This is a genomic window from Streptomyces sp. NPDC049577, from assembly GCF_040675635.1.
Classification (GTDB): Bacteria; Actinomycetota; Actinomycetes; order Streptomycetales; family Streptomycetaceae; genus Streptomyces.
In genome coordinates this window covers 1-20214 of the sequence record NZ_JBFAPH010000084.1, presented here as the reverse complement: position 1 = coordinate 20214, position 20214 = coordinate 1, and the positions used below count along the sequence as shown (strand labels likewise).

Below are 20214 nucleotides of genomic sequence, written 5' to 3'. Positions count from 1 at the left end.
GCTGGATCGCGTGCCACCCATCGTGCCAGTTACGGTCGACATGGGGCGCGCGCCGGCGCACGGCCGGAAGGAGCTGGTGCCCATGGAGAACGTCCTGCGCCCCCTCGCGGTGATCGGCGGGGCGCTCGTCATCACGATCGTGGTCGGCTGGGCGGCCGACCAGACGGTACGCCGGATCGCCGAACGGCGCCCGGAGGACCCCTTGTGGGGGCTGCTGCGCCGCTGCCGGATGCCCCTGCGGCTGGTGCTGTGCGCGGCGCTGCTGCGCGCCGGGTACCCCTCGGCCAAGCTGACGCACGGGCACGGGACGGTCGCCGGCCAGTTGCTGACCCTCGCGCTGATCGGGGCGTGTGCCTGGCTGGCCGTCCGGCTGGCCACGGCGGTCGTCGAGGCGGTGTACGCCCGGTACGCGGCGGGGGACCGGGATCCGGCCAAGATGCGCCGGGTGCGCACCCAGGTGACGCTCATCCGGCGGGTGGTCACGGCGGTCGTCGGCGTGGTGGCGGTGGCCGCGATGCTGCTCACCTTCCCCGCCATGCGGACGGTCGGCACCTCGGTGCTGGCCTCGGCCGGACTGATCGGCATCGTCGCCGGTGTGGCCGCGCAGTCGACGCTGAGCAACCTCTTCGCCGGGCTGCAGATCGCCTTCGGCGACATCGTGCGGATCGGCGACACGGTGGTGGTCGGCGGCGAGTGGGGCACGGTCGAGGAGATCACGCTGACCTATCTGGTGGTGCGGACCTGGGACGAGCGGCGCATCACCATGCCCGTGTCGTACTTCACCAGCCGGCCGTTCGAGAACTGGTCGCGCGGCGACCCCCGGATGACGGGCACCGTCTTCTTCCACCTCGACCACACCGCCCCCATCGACCTGATGCGCGAACGGCTGCACGCCGTGCTGAAGTCGACCCTGGAGTGGGACGGGCGCGCCTGGAGCCTGGTGATCACCGACACCACGCCCTCCACGATCCAGGTCCGGGCGCTGGTGACGGCCAAGGACGCGGACGACATCTGGACCCTGCGCTGCGTGGTCCGCGAGCAGCTGGTGTCCTGGCTGTGCCGCGAGCACCCCTACGCCCTCCCCCGGATCAACACCGCGCCGGCGCCCGGGCTCGACGACGCGCCCGACCGCCGGCCCGCCCCGCCCACCTCCGAGGACATCGGCCCGGGGCCGGGGGCGAGCTGAGCGCGCGGAAACGTTTCTTCACCTTCGCCGGCGTCAGACGCCGCGCAGGCTCCGTACGTCCAGATGGCGCAGCACCCGGTCGACCACGTCCGGGTCGGCACCGGGCTCGCTGCGGGCGGCGAGAACCGCGCGGCGGGCGGCGGAGAGCATCTCGCCCTGGATGCGCTGCACGGTGCGGACGCGTTCCAGGTGCCGGGCCTGGGCCTCGCGCCGCTCCTCGTCGATCAGGTCGGGGCTGATGCGGTCGCCGAGCTCGTAGGCGCGCCGGTGGAGCTGTTCGATGACGTCGTCGGGCAGGTCCTCGGCGTGCTCGATCTCCTTGAGCCGGCGCCGGGCGGCGGTGGTGGCGCGCTCGGCCAGGCGCCTCTCCAGCTTCCGGTCGGCGTCGGTGTCGGCCTGCACGCCCAGGATCCTGACCAGCCGGGGCAGGGTCAGGCCCTGGAGGACGAGGGTGGCGATGATGACGGCGAAGGTGACGAAGGTGATCTCGTTCCGGGCGGGGAACGGCGCGCCGTGCGCGGTTTTGAGCGGGATGGCCAGGGCGAGCGCGATGGAGGCCACGCCGCGCATGCCGGACCACCACATGACGACCGTCTCGCGCCAGCTGACCGGGATGTCCTCGTCGTAGTCGCGGCGCTCGTGCAGCCGCCGGGCCAGCCAGGCGGCGGGCAGCAGCCACAGCAGCCGGACGCCGACGACGACGCCGACGACCGCCGCGCTGATGGCCAGCATCCCGCCCCAGCGCCCGGAGGCGGTACCGATGACGGCGTGCAGCTCCAGGCCGATGAGGCCGAAGGCGACGCCGGTGACGAGGGTGTCGACGACCTCCCAGAAGGTGTGCCCGGCGAGCCTGCCGAGGACGTCGTCGGCGTCGTGGGCGTACTCGGCGAGGAAGAGGGCCGTGGTGAGCACGGCGAGCACACCGGAGCCGTGGAACTCCTCGGCGAGGGTGTAGGAGACGAACGGCACCAGGACGGTCAGCCCGATCTGCAGGGTCGCCTCGCCGAGGCGGTCCATGAGCTTCTTGGCCGCCCAGCCGAGCGCCAGCCCGACGGCCACGGCCACCACGGCGGACAGCAGCAGCGTGAGCAGCGCCTGGGGGGCCGAGAAGGTGCCGGTGACGGCCGCGGCGATGGCCACGTGGTAGAGCACGATGGCGGTGACGTCGTTGAAGAGCCCCTCGCCCTCCAGGATGGACGTCAGCCGGCGCGGCAGCCCGAGCGAGCCCGCGACGGCGGTGGCCGCGACCGGGTCGGGCGGGGCGACCAGCGCGCCGAAGGCGACGGCGGCGGCCAGCGAGATCCCCGGGACGACCGCCTCGGCGACGGCCGCGACGGCCGCCGTGGTGACGAACACCAGGGCCACCGCCAGCAGCAGGATCGGCCGGATATTGGCCGTGAACTGGCGCCACGAGGTCCGCTGCACGGAGGCGTACAGCAGCGGCGGGAGCACCAGCGGAAGGATGTACTCGGGCGGCACGTTCGCGTTCGGCACGAACGGCAGCAGCGCCAGCAGCATGCCGCCCAGCGTCATCAGCACGGGCGGCGGCAGCCCCAGCCGGTCCCCGAGCGGCACCGTGACGATCGCCCCGATCAGCAGCACGAAGAGCAGGGCGAGCTGGTCCACGGACACCCTCCGGGCGGGTCGTCGCGGTCTGCGGACTTCCGGGGCTGCTACCAGCCTGCCCCACGGCCCACCGCGCCGCCCGGCGAGCCCGCCCTTCCGGGCGGCCCCGCCGCGAGCCCCCTACGCGCTCTCGGCCCGCACCGTGTCCAGCGCGTACTGGAGGTCCTCCGGGTAGGCGCTCTCGAACTCCACCCAGCGGCCGTCCGCCGGGTGCTCGAAGCCCAGCCGCACGGCGTGCAGCCACTGCCGGGTGATCTTCAGCCGCTTGGCGATGGTGGGGTCGGCGCCGTAGGTGAGGTCGCCGACGCACGGGTGCCGGTGGGCGGACATGTGGACGCGGATCTGGTGCGTGCGGCCCGTCTCCAGCTTGATGTCCAGGAGGCTGGCGGCCCGGAACGCCTCGATGAGGTCGTAGTGGGTGACGGACGGCTTGCCCTCGGCGGTGACGGCCCACTTGTAGTCGTGGTTGGGGTGCCGGCCGATGGGGGCGTCGATGGTGCCGCTCATCGGGTCCGGGTGGCCCTGGACCAGCGCGTGGTAGCGCTTGTCGACCGTGCGCTCGCGGAACTGCTGCTTGAGCAGGGTGTAGGCGCGCTCGGACTTGGCGACCACCATCAGGCCGGAGGTGCCGACGTCCAGGCGGTGCACGATGCCCTGGCGCTCGGCCGCGCCGGAGGTGGAGATGCGGTAGCCGGCGGCGGCCAGCCCGCCGATCACGGTGGGGCCCGTCCAGCCCGGGCTCGGGTGCGCGGCCACGCCGACCGGCTTGACGATCACGACGATGTCGTCGTCGTCATGGACGATCTCCATGCCCTCGACCGGCTCGGCGACGATCCGCACCGGCGCGGGCGGCGCCGGCATCTCGACCTCCAGCCAGGCCCCGCCGGTCACCCGGTCGGATTTCCCGGCCTCGGCCCCGTCCAGCTGGACCTTGCCCGCGGCCGCCAGCTCGGCCGCCTTGGTGCGGGAAAAGCCGAACATACGGGCGATCGCGGCGTCGACGCGCTCACCCTCCAGGCCGTCGGGTACGGGAAGGGCGCGGATCTCGGGAATCGTGCTCACCAGTCGAGTATGACGGACGGGCGCGACACGCCCGTCCCTGGCTCAGTCCTCGTGGACGGTCCCGTCCGGGTCGAGACCCCGGAACGAGAGGATGACGATCAGGAAGCCGCCGCAGACGATCGCGGAGTCGGCGAGGTTGAACACCGCGAAGTGCGGGGTGGAAATGAAGTCCACCACGCCGCCCTCCAGACCGCCGGGCGAGCGGAAGAGCCGGTCGGTGAGGTTGCCGAGAGCACCGCCCAGCAGCAGGCCGAGGGCGATCGCCCAGGGCATGCTGTAGAGCTTGCGGGCGATGCGGGCGATCGCCACGATCACGGCGACCGCGATGACGGTGAAGACGATCGTCATCGCCTCGCCGATACCGAAGGCCGCGCCACGGTTGCGGATCACCTCGAACTGGAGGAACGTCCCGATCACCTGGACCGGGTCGTGGTGCTCCAGCTTGGCGACCACGGCCATCTTGCTGGCCAGGTCGACCAGGTACGCGAGGGCGGCGACCGCCAGGAGCGCGGCGATCCGCCGCTTCCCCCTGGGCGCGCTCTTCCCGTCGGCCGTCGCCGTCGCGGCCTGTCCGGCCTGTCCGGCCTGTTCCGCCTCTGTCACGTGAGTCCCTGACGTCGTCCCTGCCTGGCTGAGGACGAGGGTACGGCACCGGGTGCCGGTCGGTTCAGCGACGTTCCTGCCGCTGCTTGTCCTCCACGCACAGGGTGGCGCGCGGGAACGCCTGCATCCGCGCCTTCCCGATGGGCTTGCCGCAGACCTCGCACAGGCCGTACGTACCGGCGTCGATACGGGCCAGGGCGCGCTCGGTCTGCTCCAGCATCTCGCGCGCGTTGGCGGCCAGGCTCAGTTCGTGCTCCCGGGTGATGTTCTTGGTCCCGGTGTCGGCCTGGTCGTCGCCCGCGCCGTCGCCGGAGTCGCGCATCAGCCCGCTGATCGCCTGCTCGGCCGCCGTGATCTCCCCGCGCAGCCGCGCGGCCTCCTCGGTCAGCGCGGACCGCGCCTCGGCCACCTCTCCGGGCGACCAGGGCTCCTCCCCCGGCCGCACGGCCAGCGCCCCGCCCGTCCGGGCTCCCGGCACCTTCTGCGCTGCGCGCGCCTCACCGATGCTCTTCTCGGCCACGGCCTTGGCTCCCGTCTCGTCGGCGGTCATCCCCGTCTTCCCGGTCTTCTGCGCTGAAGCAGTCTCGGTGGTCGGCGCCGCGTTGGCACCTGCGTCGGCGCGGGTTCCGGCCACCGGCCCGCCTGCGGCGCGCTTTGCGGTGACCTTCTTGCCTGCGGCAGCCTTCGCCCCGGCGGGCGGCGCCTGTACGGCGGAGGCGGCCCGCTTGGCCGTGGTCTTCTTCGCGGCGGCCGGCCCCTTGGCCGACGCGGCTCCGGCGGGCTCGGCAGTGGCCTTCTTCGCGGCCGGAGCCGCCTGCGCGGCGGGGGCGGCCCCCTCCGCGGCCGCGGCCCGCTTGGCCGTGGTCTTCTTCGCGGCGGCCGGCCCCTTGGCCGACGCCGCCCCGGCGGCCTCGGCGGGGGCCTTCTTCGCGGCCGCCTTCTTGCCCGCGGGCGGCGCCTGTACGGCGGAGGCGGCCTCCTCCACGGCCCCGGCCCGCTTCCCAGCCGGCTTCTTGGCCGACGCCGCTCCGGCGGCCTCGGCAGGGGACTTCTTCGCGGCCACCTTCTTGCCCGCGGCAGCCTTCGCCCCGGCGGGGGCGGCCTCCTCCGCGGCCGCGGCCCGCTTGGCCGTGGTCTTCTTCGCAGCGGCCGGCCCCTTGGCCGACGCCGCCCCGGCAGCCTCGGCAGCGGCCTTCTTGCCGGACGGAGCCGCCTGCGCGGCCGCGGTCCGCTTGCCGGCGGCCTTCTTCGCCGGGGCCGGCTTCTCGTCCGGCGCCGCCCCGGCGGCCGTGGCCTTCTTGCCCGCGGCAGCCCTCGACCCGGCCGGGGCCGCCTCTTCCACAGCGGCGGCCGGTTCCTCGGCCGGCTTCGCGCTGGCCGGCGTCTTCTTGCGCGCGGCAGCCTTCGCACCGGTGGGCGCCGCCCGCACGGCGGAGGCGGCCTCCTCCACAGCCCCGGCCCGCTTGGCCGTGGTCTTCTTCGCAGCCGGCTTGGCCGTGGTCGTCTTCCTGGCCGGCGGCGCCGTGCCGGCGGTCGCCTTCTTCGCCGGTCCCTTCGTGGTCCGGTCCTTCTTCGCGGCGAGCTTCAGGGCTGTCGCTGTCTCCTGCACGGGCTCAGCCCCCTTTCCGGCCTTTCCGGCCGCAGTCGTCTTCTTCGTCGGAGCGGCCGCTGTCGTCTTCTTCCCCGTCGCGGCCCTTCCCGCCCCCGCCGCGGTCTTCTTCCCCCGGCCGGACGCAGCGGGCGGGGTGCTCTTCTTCGCGGCTGCCCTCGCCGGAGGCGCACCGGCCGTCTCGGCCTTCTTCGCCATGGCCGCGATCCCTTCACATTTTATGATCTTGCGCGCGAATCGTGCGGGAACGATAAATCGGCGCAGGGCACGCGGCAACGGGGCACGCCGGTCTCCATCCGTTGTGCCCCGCCGCCGGCCCTGTAATCGGTCGGCCGGGGCGCGGTCGGCCCCTTACACTGGGCGCAGCGAAAGGCATGGATGGGACGAGTAGCGCCGCACGCAGCCAAGAGCGACCCGGGGACGGTGTGAGCCCGGGGGTGTGCGCGGGGTGAAGATCAGCCCGGAGCCGCCGGAGGAACGCCCCGCGCAGGGGTCAGTAGAACCGGCATCGCGACCCTAATGAGGGGGCCGGGGACCGGCACAGGCGTCCACGGCCAAGGAGGGTGGTACCGCGGGAGCGCGCAGGCGCCTCTCGTCCCTCCGACGGACAGCGCACTACCGTCCCGCCGGAGGAAGCCGATGACGCAGTACCGCCAGGTACCCGCGCAGGTCGACCTGCCCGCCCTGGAGCACGCCGTGCTCGAGTTCTGGCGCGAGCAGAAGACCTTCGCCCGTACCCTCGAACAGTCCGAGGGCCGCCCCGAGTGGGTGTTCTACGAGGGCCCGCCGACCGCCAACGGCATGCCCGGCGCGCACCACATCGAGGCCCGGGTCTTCAAGGACGTCTTCCCGCGTTTCCGCACCATGCAGGGCTACCACGTGGCCCGCAAGGCCGGCTGGGACTGCCACGGCCTGCCGGTCGAGCTCGCCGTCGAGAAGGAGCTCGGCTTCTCCGGCAAGCAGGACATCGAGGCGTACGGCATCGCCGAGTTCAACGCGAAGTGCCGCGAGTCCGTGACCCGGCACACCGACGCGTTCGCCGAGCTCACCACCCGCATGGGCTACTGGGTCGACCTCGACGAGGCGTACCGCACGATGGACCCGGACTACGTCCAGTCCGTCTGGTGGTCGCTGAAGGAGATCTTCAACAAGGGCCTGCTGGTCCAGGACCACCGCGTGGCCCCCTGGTGCCCCCGCTGCGGCACCGGTCTGTCCGACCACGAGCTGGCGCAGGGCTACGAGACGGTCGTCGACCCGTCCGTCTTCGTCCGCTTCCCGCTGACCTCCGGCCCGCTGGCCGGCGAGGCGGCGCTGCTGGTGTGGACGACCACCCCGTGGACGCTGGTCTCCAACGTCGCCGCCGCCGCGCACCCGGACGTCACCTACGTCGTGGCCACCGACGGCACGGAGCAGCTGGTCGTCGCCGAGCCGCTGCTGGAGAAGGCCCTCGGCGAGGGCTGGACGGCCACCGGCCAGTCCTTCACCGGCCGCGAGATGGAGCGCTGGACCTACCGCCGCCCCTTCGACCTGGTCGAGCTGGACGGCGCGAACTTCGTCGTCAACGCCGAGTACGTGACCACCGAGGACGGTACGGGTCTGGTCCACCAGGCGCCCGCCTTCGGTGAGGACGACCTCAAGACCTGCCGTGCCTACGGCCTGCCCGTGGTGAACCCGGTCCGTCCCGACGGCACCTTCGAGGAGGAGGTCGGCCTCGTCGGCGGCCTGTTCTTCAAGAAGGCCGACGAGAAGCTCGTCGCCGACCTGACCGAGCGCGGCCTGCTCTTCAAGCACATCGCGTACGAGCACAGCTACCCGCACTGCTGGCGCTGCCACACCGCGCTGCTGTACTACGCGCAGCCGTCCTGGTACATCCGCACCACCGCGGTCAAGGACCGGCTCCTCGAGGAGAACGAGGGGACCAACTGGTTCCCGGAGTCGGTGAAGTACGGCCGCTTCGGCGACTGGCTGAACAACAACATCGACTGGGCGCTGTCCCGCAACCGCTACTGGGGCACCCCGCTGCCCATCTGGCGCTGCGAGGAGGGCCACCTGACCTGCGTCGGCTCGCTGGCCGAGCTCTCCGAGCTGACCGGCACCGACCAGAGCGGCCTCGACCCGCACCGCCCGTACATCGACGACGTGACCTTCACCTGCTCGGCCGAGGGGTGCTCGCACACCGCCGTCCGCGTGCCGGAGGTCATCGACGCCTGGTACGACTCGGGCTCGATGCCGTTCGCCCAGTGGGGCTACCCGTACAAGAACAAGGAGCTGTTCGAGAAGCGCTACCCGGCGCAGTTCATCTCCGAGGCCATCGACCAGACCCGCGGCTGGTTCTACACCCTGATGGCCGTCGGCACGCTCGTCTTCGACAAGTCGTCGTACGAGAACGTCGTCTGCCTGGGCCACATCCTCGCCGAGGACGGCCGGAAGATGTCCAAGCACCTGGGCAACATCCTCCAGCCGATCCCGCTGATGGACCAGCACGGCGCGGACGCGGTCCGCTGGTTCATGGCCGCCGGCGGCTCGCCGTGGGCCGCGCGCCGCGTGGGCCACGGCACGATCCAGGAGGTCGTCCGCAAGACGCTCCTCACCTACTGGAACACGGTCGCCTTCCAGGCGCTCTACGCCCGCACCTCCGGCTGGGCCCCCTCGGCCGCCGACCCGGCCCCGGCCGGCCGGCCGCTGCTGGACCGCTGGCTGCTCGGCGAGCTGAACACGCTGACCGAGCAGGTCACGCAGGCCATGGAGGCCTACGACACCCAGCGCGCCGGCAAGCTGCTGTCCTCCTTCGTGGACGACCTGTCCAACTGGTACGTGCGGCGCTCCCGCCGCCGGTTCTGGCAGGGCGACGCGGCGGCGCTGCGCACGCTGCACGAGGTGATCGAGACCGTGACGCGGCTGATGGCCCCGCTGGTCCCGTTCATCACCGAGCGGGTCTGGCAGGACCTGGTCGTCCCGGTCGACCCGCAGGCCCCGGAGTCGGTGCACCTCGCCACCTGGCCGGTGGCGGACCAGGAGCTGATCGACCCCGAGCTGTCCCGGCAGATGGTGCTGGTCCGGCGCCTGGTCGAGCTGGGCCGCGCCACGCGCGCCGAGTCGGGCGTCAAGACGCGCCAGCCGCTCTCGCGCGCGCTGGTCGCGGCGGCCGGCTTCGAGGCGCTCGGCGAGGAGCTGCGCGCGCAGATCGCGGAGGAGCTGAACGTCTCCTCGCTGGCCTCCCTGTCCGAGGTCGGCGGCTCGCTGGTCGACACCACGGCCAAGGCGAACTTCCGTGCGCTGGGCAAGCGGTTCGGCAAGGGCGTGCAGGCGGTGGCGAAGGCGATCGCCTCCGCCGACGCGGCGGCGCTGTCGCTGGCCCTGCGGGAGGGAACGGCCTCCGTCGAGGTCGACGGCGAGCCGGTGGCGCTCGCCGCCGATGAGGTGATCATCACGGAGACGCCGCGCGAGGGCTGGTCCGTGGCCTCGGACTCCGGCGCGACCGTCGCCCTCGATCTGGAGATCACTCCGGAGCTGCGCCGCGCGGGCCTGGCCCGTGACGCGATCCGGCTCATCCAGGAGGCGCGCAAGAACAGCGGCCTGGACGTCGCGGATCGCATCGCGCTCCGGTGGTCCTCCACCGACGAGGAGACCGTGACCGCGCTCGGCGAGCACGCGGGGCTCATCGCCGACGAGGTCCTCGCGACCGACTTCGCCTCCGGCGAGGGCGACGACTCGTACGGTGAGCCGTTCGCCGACGAGGGGCTCGGACTGACGTTCCGCCTCCGTAAGGCCTAAGCAATCGGGTGACCCCGGCGCTCCGCGCCGGGGTCTTCTCCCACCCGCCGACCCGGCGCCCGGAAACCCCGGGACGTTCCGGGCGGGCAGGACGAAATGGGCCGGGCCCCTGGGATTCCCAGGGGCCCGGCCCATTGGTCCGAGGGTCAAGCCCTCAGTTGTCGTCCTCGTCGATGAGGAAGCCCCGCATGGGGCTCGGCGCCTGCATCGGCTGCTGGCCCTGCGGCCGCACCGGAGCCATCGGCTGCGTCATGGCGGGAGACATCTGCTGCTGCCCGCCGTACGACGGCGCACCGCCCGACGGCTGGCCGTGCCCGTTCGTGCCGCCCAGGCCCTGGTTGCCGCCCATGCTGTGACCGCCCATGCCCGCACCGGCCGAGGCCATCGACCCGCTCATCGAGGGGGCCGGCGGCAGCGACGCGGTGGCCGGGGTGCGCGGCGGGGCCAGCGAGTCGTCCGCCTGGTTCTCCAGCTGACGCAGCTGGCTCTCCAGGTAGGACTTCAGGCGGGTGCGGTACTCGCGCTCGAAGCCGCGCAGGTCCTCGACCTTGCGCTCCAGCGTGGCGCGCGCGGACTCCAGCGAGCCCATCGCCACGCGGTGCTTCTCCTGCGCGTCCCGCTCCAGCGCGTCGGCCTTGGCGCGGGCGTCCCGCTCCAGGCCCTCGGCACGGCTGCGGGCCTCGCCGACGATCTTGTTGGCCTCGGAACGGGCCTCCGCGATCGCCTGATCGGCCGTCTGCTGCGCGAGGGAGAGGACACGCGCCGCGCTGTCGCCACCCGGGCCCTGGCCCGGCTGCGGCAGCTGGGGACCGCCCATGGGGCCGTTCTGGCCCATGGGGTTCTGCCCCATCGGTCCGTTCTGTCCCATGGGTCCGCCCATCGGGCCACCCATCGGACCGTTCTGTCCCATCGGGCCGGGACCGTGCGGGCCCTGGGGACCGTGGCCGTGACCGCCCGGACCGGCCGGCAGCTGCGGGGCACCGCCCGGAAGCTGCGGCGGACCGCCCATCTGCTGCTGGTTCGGCGGCACCGGCTGCGGGCCGGATATGGCGGCGGGCACGGGAGCACCGGGTCGCTGATCCTGCGGCTCGGGCTTGCGCATGTTCTGCTGCTGGTTCTGCGCGGCGGCACGCGTCGCCGCGGCCAGCTTGGCGCGCAGGTCCTCGTTCTCCCGGAGCAGGCGGGTCAGTTCAGCCTCGACCTCGTCGAGAAAGGCATCGACCTCGTCCTCGTCATAGCCTTCCCGGAGGCGGACGGTCGTGAACTGCTTGTTCCGCACGTCCTCGGGGCTCAGCGGCATCTCTTCTTCACCTCAACGTTGTCGTCGGCAATCGGCAAGACCGTATCGTTCACAGCCGCGTTCACAGCCGGCTCACGACGGTGATCAGGATGTAGACGATGATCATCAGTACGAAGAAGGACAGGTCGAGCGCCACGCCCCCGAGACGCAGCGGCGGGATGACCCGCCGCAGAAGCTTGAGTGGCGGATCAGTGACAGTGTAGGTGGCCTCGAGGAGCACCACCATCGCCTTACCGGGTTGCCATGAACGGGCGAACTGGAAGACGTAGTCCATCACCAGTCGGAAGATCAGCACGATCAGGAAGACGTACAGCGCGATGTAGATCACCTGCTGTGCGATGCCCATCTCGCGCTTCCCTCTCCCCTTGCTCGTACTCGGCCAGTTGGCCGTTGTCCGGGTTTGCCCGGTCTTGCGTCTCAGCTCTGGTTGAAGAACCCGCCCTCTGCGATGCGGGCCTTGTCCTCCGCCGTGACATCGACGTTAGCAGGAGACAGCAGGAACACCTTCTGCGTCACCCGCTCGATGCTCCCGTGCAACCCGAACACGAGACCGGCCGCGAAGTCGACGAGCCGCTTCGCGTCGGTGTCGTCCATCTCCGTGAGATTCATGATCACCGGAGTGCCCTCACGGAAGTGTTCCCCGATGGTACGGGCCTCGTTGTACGTCCGGGGGTGCAATGTCGTGATGCGGTAAGGCTCCCGCTCGGACACAACCTTGGGCATGATCACCGGTGCGTTCTTCTCCAGAGAGTGGCGTTCGGGTGTGATGGACGACACGGGTGCGATTCGGGCGGGTCGTCCCGTTTCCGCTACGAGCGGAGCGGGTTCGCGCTGCGCGGGGGGCTGGGCGACTCGAACCGGTTCGTCCGATTGCGTCTGTTGGGCCTGATGTGTCTGGTGCTGCCGACGCCGGTCCGGCTCCGGCTCGGGCTCGAACTCGTCATCGGGGTCGAACCCCGGGCCGTCGTACCCATCGTCCTCCACGAGGCCGAGGTAGACCGCCATCTTGCGCATAGCGCCGGCCATTCTCCGCATCCTCCGCTCTGTGGTGGATCGGCTCCGTCAACGGCGCTGGATCCACGTGGTCCGCCCGCCTTTTGGCGGGAATGACCATATTTTGTTGCTGTGGTCCGACTTCTTGGCGACGTTACCCGAGCCTCGGCCGGACTCCGAGTACCGCCGACCCGACACGTACATGTGTCGCACCGGCCGCGACGGCGTCCTCCAGATCAGCGCTCATCCCTGCGGACACCATGTTCGCAGCAGGATGGGCGGCGCGCAGGTCCGTTGCGATTTCCATCAGCCTCTCGAAGGCCGCTCTGGGCCGTCCGGCGTAGGGGCCGGCGAGCGGAGCGACCGTCATGAGACCTGCTGGTCCGAGCCCTTCGGCCGCGGCGAGCGCGTCGGCCAGGGCGAGGACCCCGTCGGGCGAGACCCCGCCGCGTCCGGCGACGCTTCCCGACTCGGCGTCAAGCGCCACCTGGATCAGGCAGTCGAGCCGCCGTCCGGCCCGGACGGCCGCCGCCGACAGGGCGTCGACCAGCCGTTCACGGTCGACCGAGTGCACCAGATCGGCGTAATTCACCACCGAACGCACCTTGTTTGTCTGCAATTGACCGACAAAGTGCCAGGTGAGCGGCAGATCCGCGCACTCGGCGGCCTTCGGGGCCGCGTCCTGGTCCCGGTTCTCGGCGACGTGACGGACCCCCAGCTCGGCCAGGATCCGCACGTCGCTCGCGGGATAGGTCTTGGTGACCACGATCAGGGTCACTTCTTCGCGCTTGCGGCCGGCCGCCTCGCACGCGGCAGAGATACGTTCCTCCACCCGGGCGAGCCGGTCCGCCAGCTCGGTTCTGCGTTCCGTCACGATTCAGGATCCAGCCAGACATAGCTCGCGAGTCGCCCGGTCGTGCGCTCGCGCCGGTAGGAGAAGTGGTCGGCCGACTCCAGCGTGCAGACGCCGGACGTGCCGTCCAGGGTGATGCCCAGCTGGGCCAGCTGGGCCGCGACCCCCGCGGCGACGTCCACCGCCGGGGTGCCCTGCCGGGTGGTGGCCCAGGACTCCGGCACCGCCTCGGCGACCTCGGCGCGCATCGCCTCGGGCACCTCGTAGCAGCGGCCGCAGACCGAGGGGCCCAGCCAAGCGACGATCCGGGAGGGTTCGGCGCCGAGCGCCAGCATCTCCCCGGCCACCGCCGGCACCACTCCGGCGACCAGTCCGGGCCGCCCGGCGTGCGCCGCGCCGGCGACGCCCGCGACCGGGTCGGCCAGCAGGACCGGGGTGCAGTCCGCGGTGAGCACCGCGAGGGCCAGGCCCCGACGGGCCGTCACCACCCCGTCCACCCGGGGCACCTCGCCGGTCCGCCACGGTCCGTCGACCACCGCGACGTCCCGGCCGTGCACCTGGTTCATCCAGACGACGTCCGCCGGGTCGAGACCGAGGCTCCGGGCCGCGCGCTCGCGGTTGGCCCGCACGGCGGCCGGGTCGTCGCCGACCGCGCCGCCGAGGTTGAGCTCCGCATACGGAGCGGCGCTCACTCCGCCCCACCGGCTGGTGAAGGCGAAGTGCGCGCCGCTCGCGTGTGCCACGTGTTCCACGGGGGGCACCGTGTGCTGTTGCCCTATCACTGGGGGCCGCTCACCGTTTCCTTGCGGGTACTTCGGGCCGGATCGTCTGAAGGCGGGTCACTTCGGACCGGTCACTTCAGGAAGTCCGGCACGTCCAGCTCCTCGGCGGTCGAGTCCTGGTACGGACGGGCCGGCGGGACCTGGGGGGAGGAGACCGGCGGCGGCGGGACCTCGGCGACCGGCGTGGGGTCCGCGACGGGCGCGGGCTCCTCGGTGCGCGGGGTCAGGCTGCCCAGCCCGCCGAAGGAGGGGCGGGCCGGCTCGGCCGGGGTGGCGGCCGGGCGGCTCGGGGTGCTCGCGGGCGCGCTCTCCTCGCGGCCGCCGTAGGTGGAGCCGAGCACCTTGTCGCGGCTGCCCTTGGCCGGCGGCTGGCCGCCGTCGAAGCCGGCGGCGATGACGGTGACCCGGACCTCGTCACCGAGGGCGTCGTCGATGACGGCGCCGAAGATGATGTTGGCCTCGGGGTGGGCCGCCTCGCTGACCAGCTGGGCGGCCTCGTTGATCTCGAAGAGACCGAGGTCGGAGCCGCCGGAGATGGAGAGCAGGACGCCACGGGCGCCGTCGATGGACGCCTCCAGCAGCGGCGAGGAGATGGCCATCTCGGCGGCGGCCACCGCGCGGTCGTCGCCGCGGGCCGAGCCGATGCCCATGAGCGCCGAGCCGGCCTCGGACATCACGGACTTGACGTCGGCGAAGTCGAGGTTGATCAGGCCCGGGGTGGTGATCAGGTCGGTGATGCCCTGGACGCCCGACAGCAGCACCTGGTCCGCGGACTTGAACGCGTCCAGCACGCTCACCTGGCGGTCCGAGATGGACAGCAGCCGGTCGTTGGGGATCACGATGAGCGTGTCGACCTCGTCGCGCAGCCCCGCGATGCCGTCCTCCGCCTGGTTCGCCCGGCGGCGGCCCTCGAAGGTGAACGGGCGGGTGACCACACCGATCGTCAGGGCGCCCAGGGAGCGGGCGATGTTGGCGACGACGGGCGCGCCGCCGGTGCCGGTGCCACCGCCCTCGCCGGCCGTGACGAAGACCATGTCGGCCCCCTTGAGGACCTCCTCGATCTCCTCGCGGTGGTCCTCGGCGGCCTTGCGGCCGACCTCGGGGTTCGCGCCGGCGCCGAGGCCACGGGTGAGCTCACGGCCGACATCGAGTTTCACGTCGGCGTCGCTCATCAGCAGGGCCTGTGCATCGGTGTTGATCGCGATGAACTCGACGCCCTTGAGACCGACCTCGATCATCCGGTTGATGGCGTTGACGCCACCGCCGCCGATGCCGACGACCTTGATGACTGCGAGGTAGTTCTGCGGTGCTGCCACGTCGAAGGCCTCTCGCCTCGAGTTACGTATGCCTGGGGGCGGTTCCCAATGCCGACCCGAACCCTAACGTTGAAGTTTAGGGTTACCGGTGCCACTGTTCACTGGTGCTCTGAAGCAGGACACTAAGTCGACGAGCGGCGCGTGTTCAACGAACACGCCGAACCTCCCGTTTTTCTTTTCACCCTATGTGATCACCCATAGCCGTAGCCAACCAGGGTGCTCGGTGGGGCCCGACGGCGTCAACCGCCGGACGCCGCCGGGGCACTCGGAGCGCTGACGTCGAAGTGCTTGGCGGTCGGCGCGGCCTTGAGGAGCGCGGTGAGCGTACGGGCCTTCTCCTCGCCCCGCTCGCCGCTGCCCCAGACGATCGTCCTACCCCCCGTCAGTTCCACGCTGATGCCGTCGTAGGAGCGCACGCGCACCACGGCGGTGTCCTTGCGGACGGCCGGGGGCAGGGACGCGGCGACCCGGGCGCCCTCCTGCTCCAGCCGGCCGGGGCCGAACCGGCGGGTGCTGGGCGAGTCCTGGGTCTCCATCACCAGCCGGGGCACCCCGGGCGGGGGCTGGCCGACCGTGGCGAACCGTACGCCCTCGCTGTCGATTTCGAGGTACTTCCCGCCCTTTTGAAGAAGGAGTTTCGGCTGTCTTTCGGTCACTTTGAGACTGATCGCATGCGGCCAGGACCGCTCCACGGCGACCGATTCGATCCTCGGCAGCCGCTCGCGCAACCGGCCCGCGATGGCGTCGGTGTCCACGCCGGCCAGCGGTTCGCCGAGCGGGACGTCGGCGGCGGAACGTACCTCACCGGGTGTCAGGACGACGGTGCCGCTGACACTCACGCGGGTGACGCACAGCCAGTCCGAGCCGTAGAAGGTCCACCAGGCGGCCGCGCCGGCGGCCGCCGCGGCGGCGGCCCACAGGACCAGTCTGCGCCGCCGGGAGAGCGGGGAACGGGCCGGGGCCGCGCCCTTGCCGCGGACCTTGCCGACGGCCTTGCCCGCGCCCTTCGCCGGGCGTTTCACCGGGCGCTTGGGCGCGCTCCTGGGCGGCTTCCCGGGCCCGCCCCCGGCCGTGCCCCTGGCCGCGCCCCTGGGTGTCGCCCGGTCCTGGCCCGTGCGGGCCCCGGAGGCGGGGCGGGAGCGGCCGGGCGACGCCCCGCCCTGCCGCGACGGCTTCGGCTTGTCGCTCTGTCCGCCACCGCGCCGGGCGGTCGTCGGTCCGGCCACGCTCCCAGCCTCCTGCCTCCTACGGGCCGTCAGCCCGCCCTGTGTGCGGCGATCGCCTCGTACACCATGCCGACGAGCAGCTCGTCGGCGTCCCGGCGGCCGAACTCGGCGGCGGCGCGGGACATCTCGTACAGCCGGTGCGGGTCGGAGAGCACCGGCAGCACGTTGCTCTGCACCCACTCCGGGCTCAGCTCGGCGTCGTCGACCAGCAGGCCGCCGCCCGCCTTGACCACCGGCTGGGCGTTGAGCCGCTGCTCGCCGTTGCCGATGGGCAGCGGGACGTACGCCGCCGGGAGACCGACGGCCGACAGCTCGGCGACGGTCATCGCGCCCGCGCGGCAGAGCATCATGTCGGCCGCGGCGTACGCGAGGTCCATCCGGTCAACGTACGATACCGGGATGTAAGGGGGCATTCCGGGCATGTTGTCCGCGTGCGGCAGTTCGTTCTTCGGACCGACCGCGTGCAGGATCTGGATGCCGGAGCGCTGCAGTGCCGGGGCGACGGTCTGGACGACCTCGTTCAGCCGGCGGGCGCCCTGCGAGCCGCCGGAGACCAGCAGCGTCGGCAGGTTGGGGTCGAGCCCGAAGGCGGCCCGGGCCTGGGGGCGCATGGCGGCCCGGTCCAGCGTCGCGATCGTCCGGCGCAGCGGGATGCCGACGTAGCGGGCGTTGCGCAGCTTGCTGTCGGGCGTGGAGACCGCGACCCCGGCGGCGTAGCGCGAGCCGATCTTGTTGGCGAGTCCGGGGCGCGCGTTGGCCTCGTGGACGATGATCGGCACGCCGAGCCGCTTGGCGGCCAGATAGCCGGGCAGCGCCACGTAACCGCCGAAGCCGACCACGCAGTCCGCCTTGGTGCGCTCCAGGATCTGCTCGGCGGCCTTGATGGTGCCGCGCAGCCGCCCGGGGACGGTGATCAGCTCCGGGGTGGGCTTGCGGGGCAGCGGAACGGCGGGGATCAGCCCCAGCTCGTAGCCCCGCTCGGGCACCAGGCGGGTCTCCAGGCCCCGCTCCGTGCCGAGCGCCGTGATCCCCACGGTCGGGTCCTGCCTGCGCAGGGCGTCCGCGAGGGCGAGCGCGGGCTCGATGTGGCCGGCGGTCCCCCCACCGGCGAGTACGACATGCACCGAAATTCACCGCTCTCCGGACGGTCGCTTCTTGACGCGCCGTCTCATCGTCTTCCATCTCACCCCAGGCTGCCGCATGGCCAGCGCCGCCCGCGCACCGGGTTCGTCGCGCGCGAAGGCGATCAGCAGCCCGATGGCGAACATGGTCGGCAGCAGGGCGGACCCTCCGTAGGAGAACAGCGGGAGCGGGACGCCGGCGATCGGCAGCAGACCGAGCACCGCACCGATGTTGACCACGGCCTGGGCCGTGATCCAGGTGGTCACCCCTCCCGCGGCGTACCTCACGAAGGGGTCCTCCGTGCGTCCGGCCACGCGGATACCCGCATAGCCTAGAGCCGCGAACAGGGCGAGTACCGACAGCGTCCCCGCCAGGCCCAGTTCCTCACCGGTGATGGCGAAGATGAAGTCGGTGTGGGGCTCGGGAAGTTCACCCCATTTCTCCACGCTCGCCCCCAGACCGGCGCCGAACCAGCCGCCGTTGGCGAGGGCGTAGATGCCGTGCACGGCCTGCCAGCACTGGTCGTTCGCGCCCGGGTCGGTGGCGCCGATGCAGGCCAGCCGGGACATGCGGTTGGCGCTGGTCTTGATGAACAGGACGGCCAGCGCGCCCGTGACGCCGATCACCCCGGCGAACAGCCGGGTCGGGGCGCCCGCGATCCACAGCAGGCCCAGCAGGACGGCCGTGAGCACGACGGTGGTGCCCATGTCGCCGCCCAGCATGATCAGGCCGAGCAGCACGAAGGTGACGGGCACGAGCGGCACCAGCAGGTGCTTCCACTGGGTGAGCAGCTTCTTGCCCTGCTTGCGGGCCAGCAGGTCGGCGCCCCACAGCACGAGCGCGAGCTTGGCGAACTCGCTCGGCTGGAGCTGGAACGGGCCGCCGAGGGAGATCCAGTTGGTGTTGCCGTTGATGGTCTCCCCGATGCCGGGCACCTGGACCAGGCAGAGCAGGAAGACGGAGACGGCCAGCAGCGGGTAGGCCAGCGCGCGCAGCAGCCGGACGGGCGTGCGGGCGGCCGCGAGGAGCAGCGCGCTGCCGATGGCGGCCGCGAAGAGCTGCTTGCGGAAGAAGTAGCTGGGGGCCAGGCCGTTCTGCATGGCCTTGATCTGGGAGGCCGAGTAGACCATCACCAGGCCGAGCACGATGAGCAGCAGGGAGCCGCCCATGACCAGGTAGTAGGCGGTCAGCGGCCGGTCCCAGGCGCGCCGGGCGCGCAGATAGAACCCGCGCGGCCCGCCGCCCGGCCGGCGGTCGGGCGGCCGGGCGCCGGTGCGGGGCCGGGGGCCGCCCTGCCGGGGCGGCCGGACCGGGCGGGAACGGGCGGCGGACCCGCGCAGGGCCCACCGGGCGCCCGGCGCGAAGCCGGGGCGCGCGCTGTCGTCGGCGTGCATCCGGTGTCCCTCCGCTGGTGTCGTGCCGCCGGCCCGCACCGCGGGGGCCGGGCGGCTACTCGTCCTGCTCGCGGCGGGCCGCCGCCAGCGCCCGTACCGCGTCGGCGAAGGCCTCGCCGCGCTCGTTGTAGTTCCGGAACATGTCCATCGAGGCACAGGCCGGTGCCATCAGGACGGTGTCGCCTTCGGCGGCGAGCCGGGCCGCCTCCCGGACCGCCTCGGCCATCGCCCCAGTGTCCGTCCGGTCGAGGTCGACCACCGGCACATCCGGGGCGTGTCGCGCCAGCGCTTCGCGGATCAGGGCGCGGTCGGCCCCCAGGAGCACGACGCCGCGCAGCCGCCCGGCGGACGCCTGGACGAGCTCGTCGAACGTGGCGCCCTTGGCCAGGCCGCCGGCGATCCACACGATCGACCCGTACGCCGCGAGGGACGCCTGGGCGGCATGGGTGTTGGTGGCCTTGGAGTCGTCGACGTAGCGGACGCCGTCGACGTCCGCGACGTGGGCGATGCGGTGGGCGTCGGGGGTGAAGGCGCGCAGGCCGTCCCGGACGGCCTTGGGCTCGACCCCGAAGGCCCGCGCCAGGGCCGCGGCCGCGAGGGCGTTGGCGATGTTGTGCGGGGCGGCCGGGCCGGCGGACGGCGCGATGTCGGAGACCTCGGCGAGCTCCTGGGCCTGCTGGTGGCGGTTCTCCACGAACGCGCGGTCGACGAGCAGGCCGTCGACCACACCCAGCATGGAGGGGCCGGGGGCGCCCAGGGTGAAGCCGATGGCGCGGCAGCCCTCCTCGACGTCGGCCTGGCGCACGAGGTGCTCGGTGGCCGGGTCCTCGGCGTTGTAGACGCAGGCGATCCTGTTGCCCTCGTAGATCCGGCCCTTGTCGGCGGCGTACGCGCGCAGGGAGCCGTGCCAGTCGAGGTGGTCCGGGGCGATGTTGAGCACGGCCGCGGAGTGGGCGCGCAGCGAGGGCGCCCAGTGCAGCTGGTAGCTGGAGAGCTCGACCGCCAGGACGTCGTACGGCTCGTCGCCGAGCACCACGTCGATGATCGGGGTGCCGATGTTGCCGACGGCGGCCGTGCGCAGGCCGGCGGCCTCCAGGATGGAGGCGAGCATCTGCACGGTGGTGGTCTTGCCGTTGGTGCCGGTGATCGCGAGCCAGGGCGCCGCTGCTTCTTCAGGCTCCCCCCGCAAGCGCCAGGCGATCTCGACGTCGCCCACGACGTCGACGCCCGCCTCGGCGGCGGCCGCGAAGAGCGGGCTGTCGGGGCGCCAGCCGGGCGAGGTGACGACGAGGTCGGTGCCCTCGGGCAGCGTCGTCGCGTCTCCGAGGCGGACGGTGACGTCACCGGCCGCCAGGGTCTCGGCGCGGC

Annotated in this window: 16 protein-coding genes; 2 read left to right on the top strand and 14 right to left on the bottom strand. The window is 72.5% G+C overall.

Going from position 1 to position 20214, the window contains the following annotated elements; genetic code table 11:
• The first annotated feature begins 82 nt into the window (after nucleotides 1-82).
• Nucleotides 83-1186 carry a mechanosensitive ion channel domain-containing protein gene (locus AB0K09_RS12605; protein WP_366065325.1) on the top strand — a complete coding sequence of 368 codons (1104 nt, stop codon included), beginning with the start codon at nucleotides 83-85 and terminating at the stop codon, nucleotides 1184-1186.
• A gap of 33 nt (nucleotides 1187-1219) precedes the next feature.
• Here AB0K09_RS12605 and AB0K09_RS12600 read toward each other — a convergent pair whose 3' ends face one another.
• The 4 genes from AB0K09_RS12600 to AB0K09_RS12585 all read right to left on the bottom strand — a co-directional run bounded on the left by AB0K09_RS12600 (nucleotide 1220) and on the right by AB0K09_RS12585 (nucleotide 6284).
• Nucleotides 1220-2812: a Na+/H+ antiporter gene (locus tag AB0K09_RS12600; protein ID WP_366065323.1), complete on the bottom strand. Its 1593-nt coding sequence runs from the start codon at nucleotides 2810-2812 to the stop codon at nucleotides 1220-1222.
• 120 nt (nucleotides 2813-2932) lie between these two features.
• Nucleotides 2933-3874 carry an RluA family pseudouridine synthase gene (locus tag AB0K09_RS12595; protein ID WP_366065322.1) on the bottom strand — a complete coding sequence of 314 codons (942 nt, stop codon included), beginning with the start codon at nucleotides 3872-3874 and terminating at the stop codon, nucleotides 2933-2935.
• 42 nt (nucleotides 3875-3916) lie between these two features.
• The gene (gene lspA / locus AB0K09_RS12590) at nucleotides 3917-4477 is read right to left on the bottom strand and encodes a signal peptidase II (RefSeq protein ID WP_366065321.1); all 561 of its coding nucleotides are present in this window, start codon (nucleotides 4475-4477) and stop codon (nucleotides 3917-3919) included.
• Nucleotides 4478-4541: 64 nt separating this feature from the next.
• Nucleotides 4542-6284, bottom strand: a complete 1743-nt coding sequence (locus AB0K09_RS12585; protein ID WP_366065320.1) for a TraR/DksA C4-type zinc finger protein — start codon at nucleotides 6282-6284, stop codon at nucleotides 4542-4544.
• A 441-nt stretch (nucleotides 6285-6725) separates the two neighbouring features.
• Between AB0K09_RS12585 and ileS the strand changes: the two genes are divergently transcribed.
• Nucleotides 6726-9860: an isoleucine--tRNA ligase gene (gene ileS / locus AB0K09_RS12580; RefSeq protein ID WP_366065319.1), complete on the top strand. Its 3135-nt coding sequence runs from the start codon at nucleotides 6726-6728 to the stop codon at nucleotides 9858-9860.
• 154 nt (nucleotides 9861-10014) lie between these two features.
• On the opposite strand, the gene AB0K09_RS12575 is transcribed toward ileS, so the two are convergent.
• From AB0K09_RS12575 to murD, 10 genes are all read right to left on the bottom strand, one after another.
• The gene (locus tag AB0K09_RS12575; RefSeq protein WP_366065318.1) at nucleotides 10015-11160 is read right to left on the bottom strand and encodes a DivIVA domain-containing protein; all 1146 of its coding nucleotides are present in this window, start codon (nucleotides 11158-11160) and stop codon (nucleotides 10015-10017) included.
• Between the two features lie 61 nt (nucleotides 11161-11221).
• Complete coding sequence (locus AB0K09_RS12570; protein WP_190128258.1) at nucleotides 11222-11506, bottom strand: YggT family protein; 285 nt, start codon at nucleotides 11504-11506, stop codon at nucleotides 11222-11224.
• 71 nt (nucleotides 11507-11577) lie between these two features.
• Nucleotides 11578-12186: a cell division protein SepF gene (gene sepF / locus AB0K09_RS12565; RefSeq protein WP_361889782.1), complete on the bottom strand. Its 609-nt coding sequence runs from the start codon at nucleotides 12184-12186 to the stop codon at nucleotides 11578-11580.
• 121 nt (nucleotides 12187-12307) lie between these two features.
• Nucleotides 12308-13027 (bottom strand): YggS family pyridoxal phosphate-dependent enzyme, encoded by a 720-nt coding sequence (locus AB0K09_RS12560; protein WP_366065317.1) that lies wholly within the window; start codon nucleotides 13025-13027, stop codon nucleotides 12308-12310.
• Nucleotides 13024-13749 (bottom strand): peptidoglycan editing factor PgeF, encoded by a 726-nt coding sequence (gene pgeF / locus AB0K09_RS12555; protein ID WP_366065324.1) that lies wholly within the window; start codon nucleotides 13747-13749, stop codon nucleotides 13024-13026. Before pgeF ends, AB0K09_RS12560 begins: the two co-directional genes overlap by 4 nt.
• 110 nt (nucleotides 13750-13859) lie before the next feature.
• The gene (gene ftsZ / locus AB0K09_RS12550) at nucleotides 13860-15104 is read right to left on the bottom strand and encodes a cell division protein FtsZ (protein WP_366065316.1); all 1245 of its coding nucleotides are present in this window, start codon (nucleotides 15102-15104) and stop codon (nucleotides 13860-13862) included.
• Between the two features lie 239 nt (nucleotides 15105-15343).
• Entirely contained in the window at nucleotides 15344-16330 is a 987-nt protein-coding gene (locus AB0K09_RS12545) for an FtsQ-type POTRA domain-containing protein (RefSeq protein WP_366065315.1), read from the bottom strand.
• A 29-nt stretch (nucleotides 16331-16359) separates the two neighbouring features.
• A complete protein-coding gene (gene murG, locus AB0K09_RS12540) occupies nucleotides 16360-17454 on the bottom strand; it encodes an undecaprenyldiphospho-muramoylpentapeptide beta-N-acetylglucosaminyltransferase (protein WP_366065314.1) in 1095 nt (364 codons plus the stop codon).
• 6 nt (nucleotides 17455-17460) lie between these two features.
• Nucleotides 17461-18846: a putative lipid II flippase FtsW gene (gene ftsW / locus AB0K09_RS12535; RefSeq protein WP_366065313.1), complete on the bottom strand. Its 1386-nt coding sequence runs from the start codon at nucleotides 18844-18846 to the stop codon at nucleotides 17461-17463.
• Between the two features lie 55 nt (nucleotides 18847-18901).
• Nucleotides 18902-20214 (bottom strand): UDP-N-acetylmuramoyl-L-alanine--D-glutamate ligase (gene murD / locus AB0K09_RS12530; protein ID WP_366065312.1); only part of this gene is annotated, 1313 nt, incomplete at its 5' end.

What these genes read in the sequence shown, in the direction of transcription:
- AB0K09_RS12605 (WP_366065325.1), top strand. Translation starts at nt 83, where the DNA reads ATGGAGAACGTCCTGCGCCCCCTCGCGGTGATCGGCGGGGCGCTCGTC.
- AB0K09_RS12585 (WP_366065320.1), bottom strand. Translation starts at nt 6,284, where the DNA reads ATGGCGAAGAAGGCCGAGACGGCCGGTGCGCCTCCGGCGAGGGCAGCC.
- ileS (WP_366065319.1), top strand. Translation starts at nt 6,726, where the DNA reads ATGACGCAGTACCGCCAGGTACCCGCGCAGGTCGACCTGCCCGCCCTG.
- AB0K09_RS12575 (WP_366065318.1), bottom strand. Translation starts at nt 11,160, where the DNA reads ATGCCGCTGAGCCCCGAGGACGTGCGGAACAAGCAGTTCACGACCGTC.
- AB0K09_RS12570 (WP_190128258.1), bottom strand. Translation starts at nt 11,506, where the DNA reads ATGGGCATCGCACAGCAGGTGATCTACATCGCGCTGTACGTCTTCCTG.
- sepF (WP_361889782.1), bottom strand. Translation starts at nt 12,186, where the DNA reads ATGGCCGGCGCTATGCGCAAGATGGCGGTCTACCTCGGCCTCGTGGAG.
- ftsW (WP_366065313.1), bottom strand. Translation starts at nt 18,846, where the DNA reads ATGCACGCCGACGACAGCGCGCGCCCCGGCTTCGCGCCGGGCGCCCGG.